Raw genomic sequence first — 18040 nt, forward strand, 5'->3', positions numbered from 1 at the left:
GCGTCATGGCCATCCGACATGCCCGAGCCGCCGAAGTACATGCGTGAGCCGCCTCTCACATAGGGAGTGGATGATGAACGACGAACTCCACACCCTCTCTGGCGCCTACGCCGTGCACGCACTGCCGTACGCCGAGTGGGTGCTGTTCGAGGAGCACCTCCTCGCGTGCCCGCGCTGCGGCGCGGAGGTACGGCGTCTGCGGGAGACGGCGGCCAGGCTGGCGGAGGCGGTGGCGGAGTCGCCGCCCGCCAGGCTCAGAAAGCGACTCCTCGACGCCGCCCACGAGACCCGCCGTCCCGGCACCCAGCCAGAGCAGGGATACGACGACAGCCCCACCATCTGGCGGCCTCCCGAGACCCGCGGGGCCCTGCCACCCGACGCGCCCACGATCGGCCTCCCGCCGGGAGCCGGGGACGAGAACACGCTCAGGCTGCCGCCGGACCCGGAGCGCCGGCCGGCGTTCAGGATGGCACCCGAGATTCCCATAACACCCGAGGGCAGCCCCGAGCCGGCAGCCGGGCCAATGGCCGGGCAGATCGTGCCGCTGCGGCGCAGGCGGACGAAGGTCATGGCGGGGCTGGCGGCGGTGTCCGCGGCGGCCGCGGTGGTGCTCGGCGTGATCGCCTTCGACGCCCGCCGCGACCTGGGCGACCTGAACACCAGGAACGGCGAGCTGATCGCCGTGCTGGCCGCGCCGGACGCGGAGACGGTACGCCAGCCCGTCACCTCCGGCGGCACCGGCACGGTCGTGATCTCGCGGTCGAAGGGGCGGATGGTGTTCACCTCGTCGGACCTTCCCGAGTTGCCCACGTCCAAGGAGTACGAGCTGTGGCTGATGGGCCCCGACGGCCCGCGGCCCGCCGGGATGCTCGACCGGGCGGACGGCGGGCAGACCACGCCCGTGTTCCTCGCGCCGGTGGCGGGCGACGACCACGTGGCGCTCACGGTCGAGCCCGCGGGCGGTAGCAACAAGCCCACGACCCAGCCCATCCTGCTGGCCGAGCTGCCCAGCGCCTGAGCCGCCCCCGTACCGGAAATGACCGGAAATATCCGGAAACGGGGGGAAAGATCGGCGAGAGCAGTGGACTGACGGACGAGTCGGCCCGATAGTTCTGGTCATGCGTAAATTCGCGGCCCTGGTGCTGGCCGCCGCCGTGTTATATGTGCCCCCCGCGTTATCGATGTCCCCCGCGCACGCCACCGCCGCCGAGCCAGGCGAGCCGGGCGCGGCCACGGTCGTGCCCGTGCAGGTCACGGGTGCCCCGGCCAAACGCTTCAACCTGATCATCATGGGCGACGGGTACACCGGAGCCGAGCAGGCCAAGTTCCAGGCCGACGCGGATCGGCACCTCAACGTGATGTGGTCGATCGAGCCGTTCAAGACGTACCGGAACTACATCAACGTCTACCGGATCGACATCGTCTCGGGGGAGTCGGGCATCAGCTGCGACCCGGGCCTCGACGCGCCGAGGAAGACCACGCCGCTCAGCATGGGCTTCTGGGGCCGGTGCAACCCGGGCAGTGTCCAGCGCCTGATCACCATGGACAACGCCGCCGCCACCCACTACGCCGACCTGGTCACCGGCACCTCCTCCGGCAACAGGCAGATCCTCGCCCTGGGCAACAGCGGCACGTACGGCGGCGCGGGCGGCTCGTACGCCACCGCGTCCGGCAGCAACAGCATGTCGGCGCTGATCAGCCCGCACGAGCTGGGCCACTCCCTGGGCGGCCTGCAGGACGAGTACGACTACTACCAGCGCGGCGTCCCCGGCGGCGCCTACCCGGGGGGCGAGCCGTCGAGCGCCCACCACACCCTGCTGACCGAGCAGCAGATGCGTGATCAGCAGAAGAAGTGGTGGCGCTGGCTGGGCGAGCCCAGCGAGTCGGGCGGCCCGATCGCCCGCTACGAGGGCGGCCTCTACTACACGACCGGCGTCTGGCGGCCCAGTCAGCACTCGATGATGAAGACCCTCGGCTACTACTTCGACCAGGTCAGTCGCGAGGTCATGGTTCAGCGCATCACCGCCAAGACCATGATCATCCAGGACGCCACGCCCGCGGACGCCCCCGTCGGCGCCGACCGGGTGCTCTGGGTCGAGCCGATGCGCCCGGTCGGCCACCCGCTCACGACCACCTGGAACGTGGACGGCAAGGACGTTCCGGGGGACCAGGACAGCCTCGACCTGCGCACGCTCGGGCTCACACCCGGCACGCACACGGTCAAGGCCACGGTCTCGGACCCGACCGAGTTCGTCAGGGACCCGGCGATCAGGACGGCCATCACCAGGACCCGCACCTGGACGGTGGACACCGCGCTGACCACCCCGCCGGACGGCGTCGAGCCCGCCTTCGTCTCCTCCACGCCCACCGACCGCCCGCTCGGCCGCGACGAGGTCGTGTACGCGGAGACCACCCACCCGGCCGCGGCCGCCCCCGAGGTCACGTGGACCCTGAACGGCAAGCAGACCCACGGCACCGACCTGGACCTGGGCGAGCAGGACCTGGCGCCAGGCACGCACACCCTCACCGCCACCCTCGGCGGTAAGACCCTCACCTGGACGATCGACGCCACCGAGCCCACCACCGGATACGAGCTGTCCGAGCCGCTCGCCAGATCGGGCGACACCTACGTCTACAACGGCCCGTTCTCCATGAAGCTCACCGGCGACGACGACCGCGACGGCTATGTGGTCTCGGAGTCCCGGGTGGACCGCGACGGCTGGTTCAACTACTTCGGCTGGCCTACCTCCTCCGAGCTGCCGTGGACGTTCACGGAGGAGGGCACGGTCATCGACTCCCTCGTGTACGGCAAGCTGCCGCGCGGCCGCCACGAGATCGAGTACCGCTCGATCGACGCCGCCGGCAACTACGGCCGGGCGAAGAGCTTCACCGTCACCACGATCGCCCCGCCGCCCGCCTGCACCCGCACGATCACCGGGGCGCACCGTGGCTCGATCGCCGTCGCCGAGGGCGTCACCTGCCTGGACGACGCCCAGGTCACGGGGTCCGTCACGGTGCAAGCCGGAGCCTCGCTGGTGGTCACGGGCGGCGGCATCACGGGCGCGCTGACCGCGTCCGGGCCCGCCGCCGTACACCTGCTGGACACCCGCGTCAGCGGCGCGCTCAGCGTCAACGGCGCGCGGTCGCTGACCGTCGTGGGCGCCGACCTGCGCGGCGCCGCGCTGCTGACCGGCAACACCGCGCCGATCCTGTCGGGCACCACGGTCAAGGGCGCGCTCGCCTGCAGCGGCAACACGCCCGCGCCGGTGGACCTCGGCGTCCCGAACAAGATCACGGGCGCGGGTCAGTGCGCCGAGCTAGCCCCGGGAGCCAAGGGACGAGCGTACGAGGCGGTCCAGCACGTCGCCGAGTGAGCTGATCGCGAGATCGCGGACCCTGGCGTACTCGTCCTCCGGGTACTGCCGGGGTCCGTTCTCCACCAGCAGGATCAGATAGAGGTAGGCGCGGTAGAGGTCGAGCCGGACCAGCGCCGAAGGGGTGAGCTCCAGGGGCGTCACCTCGCGGTAGCCCGCCAGCAGCGGGTCGTCATCCTTCAGCTCGCCGAAGATCGTCGGCGTGACGAACTCGGCGAGCGGATCGCCCCAGAAGGCCCGCTCGTGGTCGATGATGGCCTGGATCCGCGGCGGCCCCGTCAGGTCGAGGAAGACGTTGCCCTGCCACACGTCGAAATGCACCAGCCGCGGCGTGGTCACCTCGTCCAGCACCGGCGACGCCGCGTCGAAGACCGCCATGATCTCCCCGGCCGGGAGCGGCAGCGGCGCCGGGTAGCGCTCGGTGTCGCCGAGCAGCGCCCCTGCCATCGCCAGGAACGCCTCCCGCCAGGTGGCGCCCACGATCCCGGCGTGCGGGTAGCCGAACACCTCGCCGGTCACCGCGTTGAACCTGGCCAGATGGCGGCCCAGCTCCCTGCGCAGCGTGTCCGCGCCCTCGGGCTTGACGTCGTTCCAGGACACGCCGTCGAGAGCGCTCAGCATCAGATAGTCGCCGCCCAGCACCGGGTCGTCGAAGCAGGAGTGCAGCAGCGTGGCCACCGGCACGCCCGCATCGAGCGCCAGCTCGATGGCGGCGGCCTCCATGCGCAGCAGGTTGCGCTCGTAGCTGAGCTGGTCGAGGTCGGGCGGCGGCGACAACTTGAGCACCACCTCGCGCCCGTCGTCGAGCTGCAACCGCCAGACGGCGTTGGCGTAGCCGTCGGTCAGCTCGGTGGCGACCGTCACGCCCGTGCCCAGCGCCCGGCGGGCGAGCGCGTCGAGCTCTGCGTCGGTTAACCGGCGCTTCGTCCTGCTGTCCACGAGACCCCTTTCAGGCGGACTCCCTGCGTACCAGGTGCGTGTCGAGGATCACGACGGGCTGGCGCAACTGCTCGCCGTTGATGCGGGCCACCAGCAGCTGCGCCATCTGCCGGCCCATGGCCTCGGTCGGCTGGTGGACGGTGGTCAGCGGCGGGTCGGCGTGCAGCGCGGCCTTGGAGTCGTCGAACCCGATCACGGCCACGTCCTCGGGGATCGCCCGGCCCTCGGCCTTGAGCACGCGCATCGCGCCCAGCGCCATCGGGTCGGACGCGGCGAAGACCGCGTCGAGATCGGGATGCGCCGCCAGCAGCTCGGCCATCGCCGTCGTGCCGCTCTGCTCCGAGAAGTCACCGTAGGCCACCAGCTCCGGCAGGCCCGAGGGCAGCAGCGCGTCGCGGTAGCCGGCCAACCGGTCGACGCCCACGCCCATGTCCTGGGGGCCCGCGATCGCCGCGATCCGGGCACGGCCGAGGCCCAGCAGGTGCTTGACCGCCTGCCGGGCCCCTGCCCTGTTGTCCATGTCCACGTAGCTGTAGGGCTCGAGGCCGACGGGGCGGCCGCCGAGCACGGTCGGCACGCCCATCTCCTCCAGCCTGCCCGGCAGCGGGTCCGCGCCGTGCAACGACAGCAGCAGCACGCCGTCGACGTGCTGCCCCGTCAGGTAGTGCTGGAGCCGCTCGTGCTCCTCCGGCGATCGTGCCATCGCCAGGATGAGCTGCAGCCCGGTCTCCGCCAGCGCCGAGCCGATGCCGCGGATCGTACCCGCGAAATACGGCTCGTCGAAGACGCGGAGCTGCGACTCCGACACCACCAGCGCCACCGTGTCCGTGCGGCGCGTCACCAGCGCGCGCGCCGCACGGTTGGGCACGTAGCCCAGCTCGCGGATGGCCAGCTCCACGGCCTCGCGGGCCCTGGCGCTGACGTTCGGCGAGCCGTTGATGACTCTCGACACCGTGCCCCGGCCAACACCGGCCCGAGCCGCGACTGCCTCAAGAGTCGGTCGGTTCATGGCGCCTATTCTGCCGGATGATCTCCGAGTACCAGAGCGCGCTGTCCTTGAGTAGCCGTTCTTGTGTCTCGAAGTCCACATGAACCAGGCCGAACCGCTTGCCGTAGCCCCAGGCCCACTCGAAGTTGTCCATCAGTGACCAGGCGAAATAGCCCTCCAGGGGCACGCCCGCCTCGATGGCCTCCTTGCAGGCGCCGAGGTGCGCCTCCACGTACGCCTGCCGCTCCCGGTCGTGCACCCGGCCGTCGTCCAGGTGGTCGTCGAAGGCGGCGCCGTTCTCGGAGACCACCATCGGGATCGGCGGGTAGTCCCGCGCCACCCTGGTGAGGATCTCCACCAGGCCGCTCTCGTCGATCTCCCAGCCCATCGCGGTGACCGGACGGCCGCCGTTGACGAACGACACGTGCTCGCTGCCCACCCACGGCGAAGCCGTATCCGTGGGGGCCGCCGCCGCCGACGCCTTGCCGCCTGGTGCTCCCGAGACCGTGAAGCGGCTGTAGTAGTTGACGAGCAGCACGTCGATGGGGGCGCTGATGGTCTTCATGTCGCCCGGCTCGATGAAGTCGATCTCGACCGGCAGGTCGCTGAGCACGTCCTCCGGGTAACGCCCGGTCAGCAGGGCGTCCAGGAAGAACCTGTTCTGCAGCCCGTCGATGCGCCGCGCCGCGTCCAGGTCCTCGGCGCTGTCGGTGGCGGGGGTGACCGCGTACAGGTTCACGCACCCGCCGACCCGCCTGGCGTCCATCGCCTGTACGGCCAGCCCGTGCGCCAGGTTGAGGTGATGCGCGCCCCTGATAGCGTTCTGCGGCTCGCGCCGGCCAGGGGCGTGCTCGCCCGAGGCGTAGCCGAGGAACGCGGCGCACCACGGCTCGTTGACGGTGCTGAAGGTGTGCACGTGGTCCTTCAGCGCCTCGTGCACGGCCGCCGCGTATTCGGCGAAGCGGTAGGCCGTGTCGCGGTTGGGCCAGCCACCCTTGTCCTCCAGCTCCTGGGGGAGATCCCAGTGGTAGAGGGTCAGCCAGGGGTCGATGGCGTGGCTGCGCAGCTCGTCGGTGAGCCGCTTGTAGAAGTCCAGGCCCTTGGGGTTGATCTTGCCGGAGCCCGACGGCTGGACACGGGGCCAGGAGACCGAGAAGCGGTAGGCCGACAGGCCCAGCTCCGCCATGATCCCGACGTCTTCCCGGTACCGGTGGTAGTGGTCGATGGCCACGTCCGCGTGGTGCCCGTTGACGACCCGGCCCGGCGTCTTGGTGAACGTGTCCCAGATCGAGGTGCCGCGCGCGTCTTCGGTGACGGCCCCTTCGATCTGGTACGCCGAGGTCGCCGCGCCCCACGCGAAGCCCGCAGGGAAGCGCAGCCCGGCACGCGTCTGTTCCTCTTGTGTCGTCACGCCTTGACCGCACCTTCCATGAGACCGCCGACGATCTGGCGGCCGAATACGACGAATACTGCGATGAGCGGAATGATGGACAACGCCGTCCCTGCGAAGATCAACGTATAGTTCGTGGAGAACCTGGCGTTGAGCTGGGTGATCGCGATCTGCACGGTCGGGTTGTCCGGGGTGAGCACGATCAGCGGCCACATGAAGTCGTTCCACATGAGCATGAACGTGTTGATGCCGAGCACGGCCATGCCCGGCCGCACCGCGGGGAGGACGACGTTCCACCAGATCCGCAGCGTGGCGGCGCCGTCCACCCTGGCCGCCTCGACCAGCTCCATGGGCACGGCCTGGCGCGTGTACTGCGTCATCAAGAACACGCCGAACCCGTTGAGCAGGTACGGGAGGATGACCGCCTTGAGCGTGCCCGTCCACTCCAGGCTCACCATGAGCCGGTAGAGCGGCACCACGCCCATCTGCTGCAACGGCACCGCCATGGTCAGCAGCACGAGCACCAGCAGCAGGTTCCGGCCCTTGAAGTTCAGGTTCGCGAACGAGAACCCCGCCAGCGTCGAGATGAGCACCACCGAGACGGTCACGATGGCCGAGACGATGAACGAGTTCGTCAGGCCCAGCAGGAAGTGCGCGTCCTCGTTGCTGAGCACCGCGGCGATGTTGTCGCCCAGGTTCCCGCCCGGCAGGAACGGCGGCGGCACCGCCACCGCGTCCGCGTTGGTGCGCGAGGCGATCACCAGCATCCAGTACAGCGGGAACGCCGACACCACGATGGCCAGGCCCAGCATGACCCGGGTGATGGCGGTCGGAGACCAGTTGGTCATTTCGTGCCCCCGATCCTGCGTACGAACAGGAAGTTGATGGCCGCTCCGATGAGGATGAGCAGGAACAGCAGCCAGGCGGCCGCGGCGGCGTAGCCGTAGTCGAACTCGCGGAAGCCCTGCTTGACGATGAACATGGCCACCGTCTGGAACTGCCCCTGCGACCCGCCGTCGACGTTGCCGTTGTAGAACGTGGTCGGCTCCGAGAACAGCGTCAGGCCGCCGATCGTGGAGTTGAGCACCACGAAGATCATGGTCGGGCGCAACATCGGCAGCGTGATCTGCCAGAACTGCCTGCGCCGGGACGCGCCGTCGATCGCCGCGGCCTCGTACAGGTCGCGGGGGATCGTCTGCATGCCGGCCAGGAAGATGATCGCGTTGTAGCCGGTCCAGCGCCAGTCGACCATGGTGGCGATGGCGATCCACGACGGCACGCGCTCGGCCCGCCAGTTCGTCGCGTCCACGCCGAACCAGCTCAGGATCCAGTTGACCAGGCCCCAGTCGCGGGCGTACAGCTGCGTGAACACCACCGCGACCGCGACCACCGACGTGACCAGCGGCAGCAGCACGCTCATCCGGATCGCCAGGCGGAACTTGAAGCGCTTGTTCAGCGCGTTGGCCAGGAACAACGCGAGCAACATCTGCGGGACCGTGGCGAGGATGAACATGCCCACCGTGTTCGACACGGCGTTCCAGAAGTCCTCGTCCTGCAGCAGCGCGGTGTAGTTGCCCAGCCCGGTGAACTCGGTGGTCCCGGCCAGGTCGTAGTCGTAGAGCGAGTAGTACAGGGTGAAGGCCAACGGGAAGAGCCCGAAGGCGGCGAACAGCAGGAAATACGGGGACACCAGGGCGTACGGCATCGCCCTGACGTCCAGTTTGGAACGCCAGCGGCGGCCGGGCGGGCGGGCGCGGCGGCGGTGGTTGCTCCGCGCCGCCCGCGCAAGGGTGTCGATGCTCATAGCAGACCTTTCGGCGGCAGGAGCCCGGCCCGCCTCTGGCGGGCCGGGCGGGGAGATCAGCCCGCGGCCTTCACCGCGTCGTCGACCAGCTGCTGCCAGGCCTTGTCGTACGGAACGGAGCCGTCGTCCATGCCCTGGATGACCGACTCGATGGCGTTCTTGACCTGGGCGTGCTTCACGCCGAGGAAGACCGGCTGGAGGCTGGAGGCCGACTTGGCGAAGATGTCACCGATCGGGGCGTTGTTGAAGAACTCGTTCTTGGCGCCCTGCACGCCGGGGTCGGCCTGCGACTTCGTGTTGCTCGGCATGTTGCCGAAGTCGGTGAAGATGCTCGCCTCGGTCTCCGCGTTGGTCAGGTAGTCGGCGACCGCCGCGGCTTCCTTCGGGTGCTTGGACTGCTTGGGCACGGACAGCCAGGAGCCGCCCCAGTTGCCGCCGCCGCCGGGCACCGCGGCCACGTCCCACTTGCCCTTGCCGCCGTCGCCGGCGTTGCCGCTGACCACGCCGAGCATCCAGGATGGGCAGCCGACCGTGGCGAACGCGCCCTTCTGGGTGCCCGCCGCCCACTCGTCGGTGAAGTTGCGCAGCTTGGCGGTCAGGCCCTGCTGGCTCATCTTCGTGGCGAAGTCGAAACCCGCCTTCACCGCCGGGTTCTTGTCGACGATGAGGTTGTTGTCCTTGTCGAAGTACGTCACGTTGCCGTTCTTGGCCGCCTCCTGGTAGAGGACCACCTGGTAGAGCGTGTTCGTGCCGTCGGCGAACTTGGTGTCCTTCACCTTCGACTGGAACGTCTTGCCGACGTTCATGAACTCGTCCCAGGTCGGCCACAGGGCGCTGACCTCGTCACGGCTCGTGGGCAGCCCGGCCTTCTTGAACAGGTCCGTGCGGTAGCAGACGCTCATGCCGCCGATGTCGGTGCCCAGGCCGAACAGCTTGCCGTCGGCGGTGACGCCGTTCTCCCACTTCCACGCGGGGAAGTCCGCCTTGCGGGATTCCAGGCCGTACTCCTTCAGGTCGGCCCACCACTCCGGGTGCGCCTTGGCCAGGCCCATGCCGCCCTCGTCGATGCCGACCACGTCGCCCGCGCCGTTGCCGGCCTGCAGCCACTGGATCATCTGCGGCCAGTACTGCTGCTCGAACTGGTCGGTGAGGTGCTCCTCCTTGATCTGGATGTCCTTGTGCTCGGCGTTCCACTTGGTGATGGCGTTCTTGTAGCCGAAGTTGGTGCCGCCGCCGAAGGTCTGCACGCGGATCGTGACCGGTTCCGCCGCCGCCGAGGAGGCGGGAGCGCTGGACTGCGGGGTGCTGCCGGAACCACAGGAGGCGACGGTCAGCGCCGCCGCGGCCAGGGCCGAGGCCGCGGCAAGACCGCCGCGACGCTTGCTGATCATCATGGTGGACCCCTTCTAGGGTGGGTGTTGGGGAGGTGCACCGCGGCACACGCTCCGCCGCGGTGGGGGTGGCGGAAGTCTTTGGGAGCGCTCCCACAAAGGGTGCACTTGCGTGCTCTGCACGTCAATCCCGCGAAACGTAACCGTTACCAATGGTGCGGTTTGTCACAGTGAAACAGGATTTTTGATCATAAACACCCCAAAGGGCTGATTGGGAGCGCTCCCACCACAAGAGACATCTTTTGTGTCGGATCAAGGGCATGTCACCCGCACCCACCACGCTTTCTCGGCGTCACACCCCCAGTCACGCCGTCGCCCGCTCCGCTCGCCCGTGACTGGTTACACGGAGCGTCAACAACAGCCTGGCAACAACCTGTCCGTGCCTGCGCGCAAGACCCCGTCCGCCCCCGCGAGACGGAATAGGCTCGTGCGGGCAGTTGGGCCGGGCGCGAGGTAAGGGGAACGGGTGAGCAAGTCGTTCGTGCATCTGCACGTGCACACCGAGTACAGCATGCTGGACGGAGCGGCCAAGATGAAGCCGCTGTTCAAGGAAGCCGAGCGGCTCGAGATGCCCGCGATCGCGATGTCCGACCACGGCAACATGTTCGGTGCCTACGAGTTCCAGAAGGTCGCCGCGGGCAGCCCGGTCAAGCCGATCGTGGGGATCGAAGCGTACGTGGCCCCGGAGAACCGGTTCGTGAAGAAGCCGGTCTTCTGGGGGCAGCGGGCAGAGACCGGTGTGGCGGACGGCGAGGGCGGCAAGGACGTCTCCGGCGGCGGCCGGTTCACCCACATGACCATGTGGGCCAAGGACGCGGACGGGCTGCGCAACCTGTTCCGGTTGTCGTCCTTGGCATCGTTCGAGGGCTACTACTCCAAGCCCCGGATGGACCAGGACCTGATCTCCCAGCACGCGAGCGGGATCATCGCCACGACCGGCTGCCCGTCCGGCGCGGTGCAGACCCGGATCCGGCTCGGCCAGTACGACGAGGCGGTCAGGGTCGCCGGCGAATACCAGGAGATCTTCGGTAAGGAGAACTACTTCCTGGAGTTGATGGACCACGGCATCGACATCGAGCGGCAGGTCCGCGCCGACCTGCTGCGGCTGGCCAAGCAGCTCGACATCCCGCTGCTGGGCACCAACGACTCCCACTACGTGACCGAGGACCAGGCCGACGCCCACGACAGCCTCCTGTGCGTCGGCGTCGGCAAGAACAAGGACGACCCCAACCGGTTCCGGTTCAACGGCTCCGGCTACTACCTCAAGAGTGCTGACGAGATGCGCAGGCTGTTCGCCGAAATGCCTGAGGCGTGTGACAACACGCTGCTCGTCGCCGAGATGGTGGGCGACTACAGCGACGTGTTCGGCCAGGTGGACCGGATGCCGCCCTACCCCGACGTGCCCGAGGGTGAGACGCAGGAGTCGTGGCTGCGCAAGGAGGTGGAGCGCGGCCTGGAGCTGCGGTACGGGATGCCCATCCCCCAGGAGGTGTGGGACCGGTACGAGACCGAGATGAAGGTCATCGGCCCCATGGGATTCTCCAGCTACTTCCTGGTCGTCGCCGACATCTGCAAGTACGCCCGCGACAACGGCATCGCCGTGGGACCGGGCCGGGGCAGCGCCACCGGCTCGATCGTCGCCTACGCCACCCGCATCACCGAGCTCGACCCGCTGGAGCACGGCCTGCTGTTCGAGCGGTTCCTGAATCCGGAGCGGATCAACCCGCCGGACATCGACCTCGACTTCGACGACCGCCAGCGGGACCGGATGGTGGCCTACGTCACCGAGAAGTACGGCAGCGAGATGACCGCGCAGGTCAACACGTTCGGCACGATCAAGGCCAAGGCTGCCGTCAAGGACGCGTCCCGCATCCTCGGCTACCCGTTCGCGATGGGCGACAAGATCACGAAGGCGATGCCGCCGGACGTCATGGGCAAGGGCGTCCCGCTCGCGGACATGTTCAACGAGGACCATCCCCGCTACAACGAGGGCGGCGAAATCCGCGCCCTGTACGAGAACGACCCCGACGTGCGCAAGGTCATCGACACCGGCCGCGGCATCGAGGGCCTGATCCGCGGCACCGGGGTGCACGCCGCGGCTGTCATCCTGTCCTCGCATCCTCTGCTGGACCTGATCCCGATGCACAGGCGGGACAAGGACGGCGTGATCATCACTGGGTTCGACTACCCGTCCTGTGAAGACATGGGCCTGGTCAAGATGGACTTCCTGGGCCTGCGGAACCTGGGCATCATCGACCACGCCATCAAGATCATCGAGCAGAACCGGGGCGTCAAGCTCGACACCCTGACCCTGCCCCTCGACGACGAGCCCACGTACAAGCTGCTGGCCCGCGGCGACACCCTCGGCGTGTTCCAGCTCGACGGCGGCCCCATGCGGCAGCTCCTCAAGCTCATGGAGCCGAGCCGGTTCGAGGACATCGCCGCCGTGCTGGCCCTCTACCGGCCGGGCCCGATGGCGGCCAACGCGCACACCAACTACGCGCACCGCAAGAACGCCCGCCAGGACATCGAGCCCATCCACCCGGAGCTGAAGGAAGCCCTGGAACCGATCCTCGGCACCACCTTCCACCTGCTGGTCTACCAAGAGCAGATCATGGCGGTCGCCCGCGAACTGGCCGGCTACACGCTCGGCGGCGCCGACCTGCTGCGCCGCGCCATGGGTAAGAAAAAGAAGGAGATCCTCGACCAGGAGTTCGAGAACTTCCAAGCCGGCATGCGCGGCAACGGCTACAGCGACGACGCGATCAAGGCGCTGTGGGACGTCATGCTGCCGTTCTCCGGCTACGCCTTCAACAAGTCGCACACCGCCGGGTACGGCCTGGTCGCTTACTGGACCGCCTACCTGAAGGCCAACTACCCCGCCGAATACATGGCCGCCCTGCTGACCTCCGTGGGGGACGACAAGGACAAGGCCGCGGTCTACCTGGCCGAGTGCCGCAAGATGGGCATCGAGGTGCTCGCCCCGGACGTCAACGACTCCCAGTTCGACTTCGTCGCGGTCGGCGACGCCCAGGTCCGCTTCGGGCTCGGCGCCGTCCGCAACGTCGGCGCGAACGTCGTTGAGGGCATCGTCAAAGCCCGCAAGGAGAAGGAGCGCTACAACGACTTCAACGACTTCCTGGCCAAGGTGCCGCTGTCCGTCTGCAACAAGCGGGTCATCGAATCGCTGATCAAGGCGGGCGCGTTCGACTCGCTCGACCACCAGCGCAAGGCCCTGCTCATGGTCCACGAGCAGGCCGTCGAGTCGGTCATCGACATCAAGAAGAACGAGGCCCACGGTCAGGATTCGCTGTTCGGCGGGATGGACGACGACGGGGATGACACGGCGTTCACGGTCGCCGTCCCCGACATGGAATGGGACAAGAAGACCAAGCTCGACTTCGAGCGGGAGATGCTCGGCCTGTACGTGTCCGACCACCCCCTGGCCGGCAGCGAACGACTCCTGGCCCGCAACCGGGACACCACGATCGTCGACCTGCTCGACAGCGGCCGGGACGACCGCGGCGAAATCAGCGTATGCGGCATGATCACGAAGGTCGACAAGCGGATCAACAAGGCCGGCAACCTGTGGGCCATCGCCACGGTCGAGGACATGGACGGCGCCGTGGAGTGTCTGTTCTTCCCGAAGTCGTACGAGCTGTACGGGCCGGAGCTGCGTGAGGACGCCGTGGTGGCCGTCCGCGGGCGGGTCAACAATCGCGACGGCGCCATCTCGATCTTCGCGGAGGACCTGGCGCTGATCGACGTGTCCGGCATCACCAGCGACGCCGGGCACCCCGTCACCCTGCTACTGCGCGAGGAACGCATCAGCCAGAGCCTGGTGGACGAGCTGCGTAACGTGCTGAAGCTGCACGAAGGGCAGGTTCCGCTGCTGATCAACCTGCGGCGGTCGGCCGGGAAGACCATGGTGCTGTCACTGCCGGAGTTCCGGGTCAACCCCGAGCCGTCGTTCGCCGCCGACATCAAGCAGTTGTTCGGGCCGGAAGCGATCTCGCTGTGACCGAACAGCGGCAGATCGACATCATGATCACTGGGGAGCCGCCGACGTGCCCGCGCTGCGGCGAGGAGGGGCTGCTGCTCGTGGACGTGCCGTACGGCTGGACGAACGCCGGCGGCACCGCGGCGGACGGCCGGAACGGTGTCGTGCTGTGCGCCGGGTGCGATGCCCGGGTGCCGCACGCGGCTCCGCTGATCACGTGGTTCCATGTGCACGGTGTAGCGGATGACGGGGATGACGAGTTCGTGCGGCTGCTGGTGGCATGGGCGCAGCACGTGCACGGGTCGGCGCTCGATATGGACGCGTTGGACGCCGAGGCCGAGCTGTGGCGGCACGGCCTCCTGTGACCGCCGTACATTCGCCGGGCGTCTCCCGTCACTCCAGCCCTGTTAGCCTCGGCAGGCGGCGGCGCGTTCCTCCAGGAGGGCGCGTTCACGGGCGTTGCGGGTCATCGAGGCCGCTCGCTCGAACTCGGCGCGGGCCTCCGCCAGGCGTCCCAGCTTGAACAGCAGGTCTCCCCGTACGCTGGGCAGCAGGTGGTAGTCCTGGAGCGACGGTTCGCCCACGATCTGGTCGAGGAGGCCGAGCCCCACCGCCGGCCCGTAGGCCATGGAGAGGGCGACCGCGCGGTTGAGCTCGACGATGGGGGAGCGGGACAGCTTGGCCAGCGACTCGTACAGGGCCGCGATGCGTACCCAGTCGGTGTCCTCCGGGTTGACGGCGCGGGCGTGGCAGGCGGCGATGGCGGCCTGGAGGGCGTAGGGGCCGAGATCGTTTCCGAGCTCCTCGGCCTGGTCGAGGGCGGTCAGGCCGCGGCGGATGAGGAGTTGGTCCCAGCGGGCCCGGTTCTGCTCCAGGAGCAGGATCGGCTCGCCCGACGGCCCTACCCGGGCGGCCGATCTTGAGGCTTGGATCTCCATGAGGGCGACCAGCCCGTGTACCTCGGGTTCCTTGGGCATCAGGCCTGCCAACACCCGGCCCAGCCTGAGGGCGTCCTCGCACAGGGCGGGGCGCATCCAGTCGTCTCCGGCCGTCGCCGAATAGCCTTCGTTGAAGATCAGGTAGATGACCTCCAGGACGGACGACAGCCGGCCCGCCAGCTCGGCGCCCTGGGGCACCTCGAACGGGACCTGCTTGTCGGCCAGCGTGCGCTTGGCGCGTACGATCCGCTGGGCCACGGTGGGCTCCGAGACCAGGAACGCCCGCGCGATCTCGTCGGTGGTCAGGCCGCCGAGCACGCGCAGCGTCAGCGCCACCCGCGCCTCCACGGACAGCGCGGGATGGCAGGCCGTGAACACCAGCCGCAGCAGGTCGTCCTCGATCTCGTCGACCTCGGGCGGCTCCTCCTCGTTCTCGAGGCGGTGGCCGAGCTCGACAAGGTTGCGTTCGAGGCGTTCGTTCCTGCGGATCAGGTCGATGGCGCGGCGTTTGGACACGGTCATCAGCCAGGCGCCGGGGTTGCGCGGCACACCGGACTCCGGCCACTGCTCCAGGGCGGCCACCAGCGCGTCCTGCGCCAGCTCCTCGGCGAGGCCGACGTCGCGCACCAGCCGGGCCAGCCCGGCGATGAGCCGGGCCGCCTCGATCCGCCATACCGCCTCGATCGCGCGGTGCGTGTCGGAAGCCATCACCGGCCCATGAGACCAGCACAAACCCCCGCCCCGCAACCCACGCCCCCGGTCCGGACGGCCGCCGCCCGTCCGGCCGAACGGGCAGTGCCCGGTCGGATGATGGCCTGACGGCCGGCGGTCACGCGGCCGGAGCCGAGCGGGCGGCGGTCGTAAGGTCAGCCGTTGGGGCGGTCGGCGCCGAGGCGCTCGCGGAGGGCCTCTTCGCGCTCGCGCGCCTCCTGCGGCAGCGACTCGTCCGGTACGTCCGAGGCGTCGAACACCCGCCACACATCCAGCCCGATCCCGTCATGCCCCGGCGGCACCGGGACGCGCAGGGCCCACTCGATGGCCTCCTCCCTGGACTTCACCTGGATCAGCCAGAACCCGGCGATGAGCTCCTTGGCCTCGGCGAACGGCCCGTCGATCACGCTCGCCTTGCCGCCGCTGTAGGCGATCTGGGCCCCGTGCGAGCTCGGGTAGAGCCCTTCGCCGGCCAGCAGCACCCCCGCCTTGGCCAGCGACTCGTTGTAGGCGTGCATGTTGTCGACCAGCTCCTGGCTGGGCAGCACCCCGGCCTCGGTGTCCGCGTTGGCCTTGCCCACGATCATGAACTTCATCGAAGTCGTCTCCCTTTCGTCCGCACCGGCCGCGGCCGGTCTCATCAACGCGTCGAACGACTCCGTGGCGGATCGACACGTCCGCCGGAAATCTATTTCGTGAAGAGCCGGGCGGCACCGGTTGCCGAGAAATCTACAACGTAAAGGCGGTCGCTCAGGAGGGTCATCGAGCCTTCGGCGGGCGGGCCGCGACGGTGACGGCCGCGAGCAGGGCCAAGGCCACCGCCAGCGGCGGCACCGGACCGGCTTTCAGGTACAGCACGGCGCCGGCCAGCGCGCCGGCGAACATCGCGACGACCGACACGGCCCGGCGCCAGGCCGCCCACATCGGCGGATCGGCGGCCAGGCCGGTGAGGATGGTGGTGAGGACGTTGGTGGTGATCATGTCGGGCACTCCCAGCCTGCGCACGGTCGCGTTCTGCACGCCCATGCCGTAGGCGAGCAGGCCGATGAGCGGCGCCTGCGCCATGGCGTCCCGGTGACCGGCCACCTGAGCCACGACGAGGGCGGCGGCGACGAGGAGCGCGTGCGCGGCGGTGAGGGCGACGAACTCCCGCCGCGCGTTCCGCATCCGCCGGGCCAGGCGTCCCGCGCTCCATGCCCCGGCGGTGAAGCCGGCGACGGCCAGCGGCGGGGCCCATACCGACAGCTGGGGCTCTCCGGCCAGGGCGAAGCCGAGGAAGACCACGTTGCCGGTCATGTTGGCGACGAAGACCCGGTTCAGGCCGAGGAAGCTGACGGCGTCGACGAGGCCGGTCACGATGGTCAGCAGGATCAGCAGGGCAGGCAGGACGTCGTGCCGGTTCGCGCCGCGGGGGAACAACGCGTCGGCGACCCACCGCAACGCGCGCCTCACGCGGTACTCGTAACCGTCGCGCCGCACCCGCAAACCATGCCGCCAGACGACGCTGTCTCCGCAAAGCGGGTCAGACCGCCCACCTCAGGGCCCGGGAACGCGGCGAGCGCACGTCCCGTGCGGGACGCGCGCTCGTTCGCGGCTGGAAGGCCAGGAGCCCGTCAGGCTCAGGCGGCGTACTCCGGATAGCCGTAGCCGACGACATCCGACTTCGGACGGACGCGCTCCTCGACCTTGCCGTTGCCGGTGTTGCCCTCGATCGTGGAGATGGTGCCGTTCTGGTTGTCCTTCACCACGAACCCGACGTGCCGGATGTCGGTGAGGTCCTTGCCGCCGTTCCAGGCGAAGAAGACGACGGCGCCGGGCTTGGCGACGGTGCCGAAGCGGTGGGTGCCCTCGAACCACTTGGCGTAGGCGACGGTGTAGGCGTCCGCGCCGATCTGCGAGTGGGCGCCGCTCTGGTTGCCGACCCAGGAGACGAACATCGCGCACCAGGCGCCGTTCAGGTAGTCGGTCCTGGTCCCGCCGTCGCGGGCGACGGTCTCGGCGGCTCGCGGCGAGGCGGCGTACCAGTCCTGGTACTTGGTGCCGCCACCGGCGGCGTTCTCCGAGGTGCCGACCTGGGACTTGGCGACGGCCAGGACCTGGGCGGCGGTGACGTTGACCTTGGCCTGCCCGGACTTGATGTCGTGGTCGGCGACGGCGGCCGGCCGCTGCGCCGTGTCGGCGCTGGCCACGGCAGCCTGGCCGCCGAGGGCCGAGGCGATGACGGTGGCGCCGAGCAGGGCGCGAGCGATGTTGGTCTTCGAGGTACGGCTGAAACAGTGTTTTGCCATCGAGGGGGTTACTCCTTGCTTCCATGCCGCTTACCGGGTTAGCTGACGGGTTCGGACGTGGAAGCTGCCCTACGGCACCGGAGTGCCGATTCACCCCAAGGACCTGGGTCCCCGGTTCCGCCCTGAGGCGGATTCAGCGGTCACAGGACCGTCCTGTGATCGTTCGTACGATGGTTGGACATTGCCCGAAAAATCGGACATCTGCCCTGATATGCCT

The 18040-nt window shown here is 69.0% G+C and carries 14 protein-coding genes and 1 riboswitch; of the genes, 4 read left to right on the plus strand and 10 right to left on the minus strand.

All coding sequences use genetic code 11. The features are described 5' to 3' along the window. Positions 1-73 precede the first annotated feature (73 nt). Both ACFLIM_RS23305 and ACFLIM_RS23310 read left to right on the plus strand, forming a co-directional pair. Positions 74-1018, plus strand: a complete 945-nt coding sequence (locus ACFLIM_RS23305) for an anti-sigma factor (RefSeq protein ID WP_393168707.1) — start codon at positions 74-76, stop codon at positions 1016-1018. Positions 1019-1118: 100 nt separating this feature from the next. Next, on the plus strand, positions 1119-3374 hold the full coding sequence (locus ACFLIM_RS23310) for a M64 family metallopeptidase (RefSeq protein ID WP_393168709.1): 2256 nt from the start codon (positions 1119-1121) through the stop codon (positions 3372-3374). Here ACFLIM_RS23310 and ACFLIM_RS23315 read toward each other — a convergent pair. Genes ACFLIM_RS23315 through ACFLIM_RS23340 form a run of 6 tightly spaced genes read right to left on the minus strand, consistent with a single transcriptional unit; the run spans position 3318 to position 9889 of the window. Next, positions 3318-4313, minus strand: coding sequence for a phosphotransferase family protein (locus ACFLIM_RS23315; protein WP_393168711.1), 996 nt, complete (start codon positions 4311-4313; stop codon positions 3318-3320). The two genes, ACFLIM_RS23310 and ACFLIM_RS23315, sit on opposite strands and share 57 nt — an antisense overlap. 10 nt (positions 4314-4323) lie before the next feature. Then, entirely contained in the window at positions 4324-5322 is a 999-nt protein-coding gene (locus ACFLIM_RS23320) for a LacI family DNA-binding transcriptional regulator (protein WP_393168713.1), read from the minus strand. Then, a complete protein-coding gene (locus tag ACFLIM_RS23325; RefSeq protein WP_393168714.1) occupies positions 5303-6712 on the minus strand; it encodes a GH1 family beta-glucosidase in 1410 nt (469 codons plus the stop codon). The genes ACFLIM_RS23320 and ACFLIM_RS23325 overlap by 20 nt, the downstream gene beginning before the upstream one ends. After that, positions 6709-7539, minus strand: a complete 831-nt coding sequence (locus tag ACFLIM_RS23330) for a carbohydrate ABC transporter permease (RefSeq protein ID WP_393168716.1) — start codon at positions 7537-7539, stop codon at positions 6709-6711. The genes ACFLIM_RS23325 and ACFLIM_RS23330 overlap by 4 nt, the downstream gene beginning before the upstream one ends. Then, positions 7536-8495, minus strand: coding sequence for a carbohydrate ABC transporter permease (locus ACFLIM_RS23335; RefSeq protein WP_393168718.1), 960 nt, complete (start codon positions 8493-8495; stop codon positions 7536-7538). Before ACFLIM_RS23335 ends, ACFLIM_RS23330 begins: the two co-directional genes overlap by 4 nt. 56 nt (positions 8496-8551) lie before the next feature. Further along, entirely contained in the window at positions 8552-9889 is a 1338-nt protein-coding gene (locus ACFLIM_RS23340; protein ID WP_393168720.1) for an ABC transporter substrate-binding protein, read from the minus strand. Between the two features lie 463 nt (positions 9890-10352). On the opposite strand from ACFLIM_RS23340, the gene dnaE reads away from it, so the two are divergent. Both dnaE and ACFLIM_RS23350 read left to right on the plus strand, forming a co-directional pair. Beyond that, entirely contained in the window at positions 10353-13907 is a 3555-nt protein-coding gene (gene dnaE, locus ACFLIM_RS23345; protein ID WP_393168722.1) for a DNA polymerase III subunit alpha, read from the plus strand. Further along, positions 13904-14251, plus strand: coding sequence for a DUF6300 family protein (locus tag ACFLIM_RS23350; protein WP_393168724.1), 348 nt, complete (start codon positions 13904-13906; stop codon positions 14249-14251). Before dnaE ends, ACFLIM_RS23350 begins: the two co-directional genes overlap by 4 nt. A 42-nt stretch (positions 14252-14293) precedes the next feature. On the opposite strand, the gene ACFLIM_RS23355 is transcribed toward ACFLIM_RS23350, so the two are convergent. The 4 genes from ACFLIM_RS23355 to ACFLIM_RS23370 form a co-directional block, all read right to left on the minus strand. After that, positions 14294-15532: an RNA polymerase sigma factor gene (locus ACFLIM_RS23355; RefSeq protein ID WP_393169048.1), complete on the minus strand. Its 1239-nt coding sequence runs from the start codon at positions 15530-15532 to the stop codon at positions 14294-14296. A gap of 158 nt (positions 15533-15690) precedes the next feature. Continuing rightward, positions 15691-16131, minus strand: a complete 441-nt coding sequence (locus ACFLIM_RS23360; protein ID WP_393168726.1) for a YciI family protein — start codon at positions 16129-16131, stop codon at positions 15691-15693. A gap of 163 nt (positions 16132-16294) precedes the next feature. After that, positions 16295-17014: a YoaK family protein gene (locus ACFLIM_RS23365; RefSeq protein WP_393168728.1), complete on the minus strand. Its 720-nt coding sequence runs from the start codon at positions 17012-17014 to the stop codon at positions 16295-16297. 140 nt (positions 17015-17154) lie between these two features. Further along, positions 17155-17823, minus strand: coding sequence for a CHAP domain-containing protein (locus ACFLIM_RS23370; RefSeq protein ID WP_393168729.1), 669 nt, complete (start codon positions 17821-17823; stop codon positions 17155-17157). Between the two features lie 12 nt (positions 17824-17835). After that, positions 17836-17972, minus strand: a riboswitch (cyclic di-AMP (ydaO/yuaA leader). Positions 17973-18040: the final 68 nt, after the last annotated feature.

Origin of the sequence: Nonomuraea marmarensis (assembly GCF_043197025.1) — a bacterium.
Taxonomy (GTDB): Bacteria; Actinomycetota; Actinomycetes; order Streptosporangiales; family Streptosporangiaceae; genus Nonomuraea; species Nonomuraea marmarensis.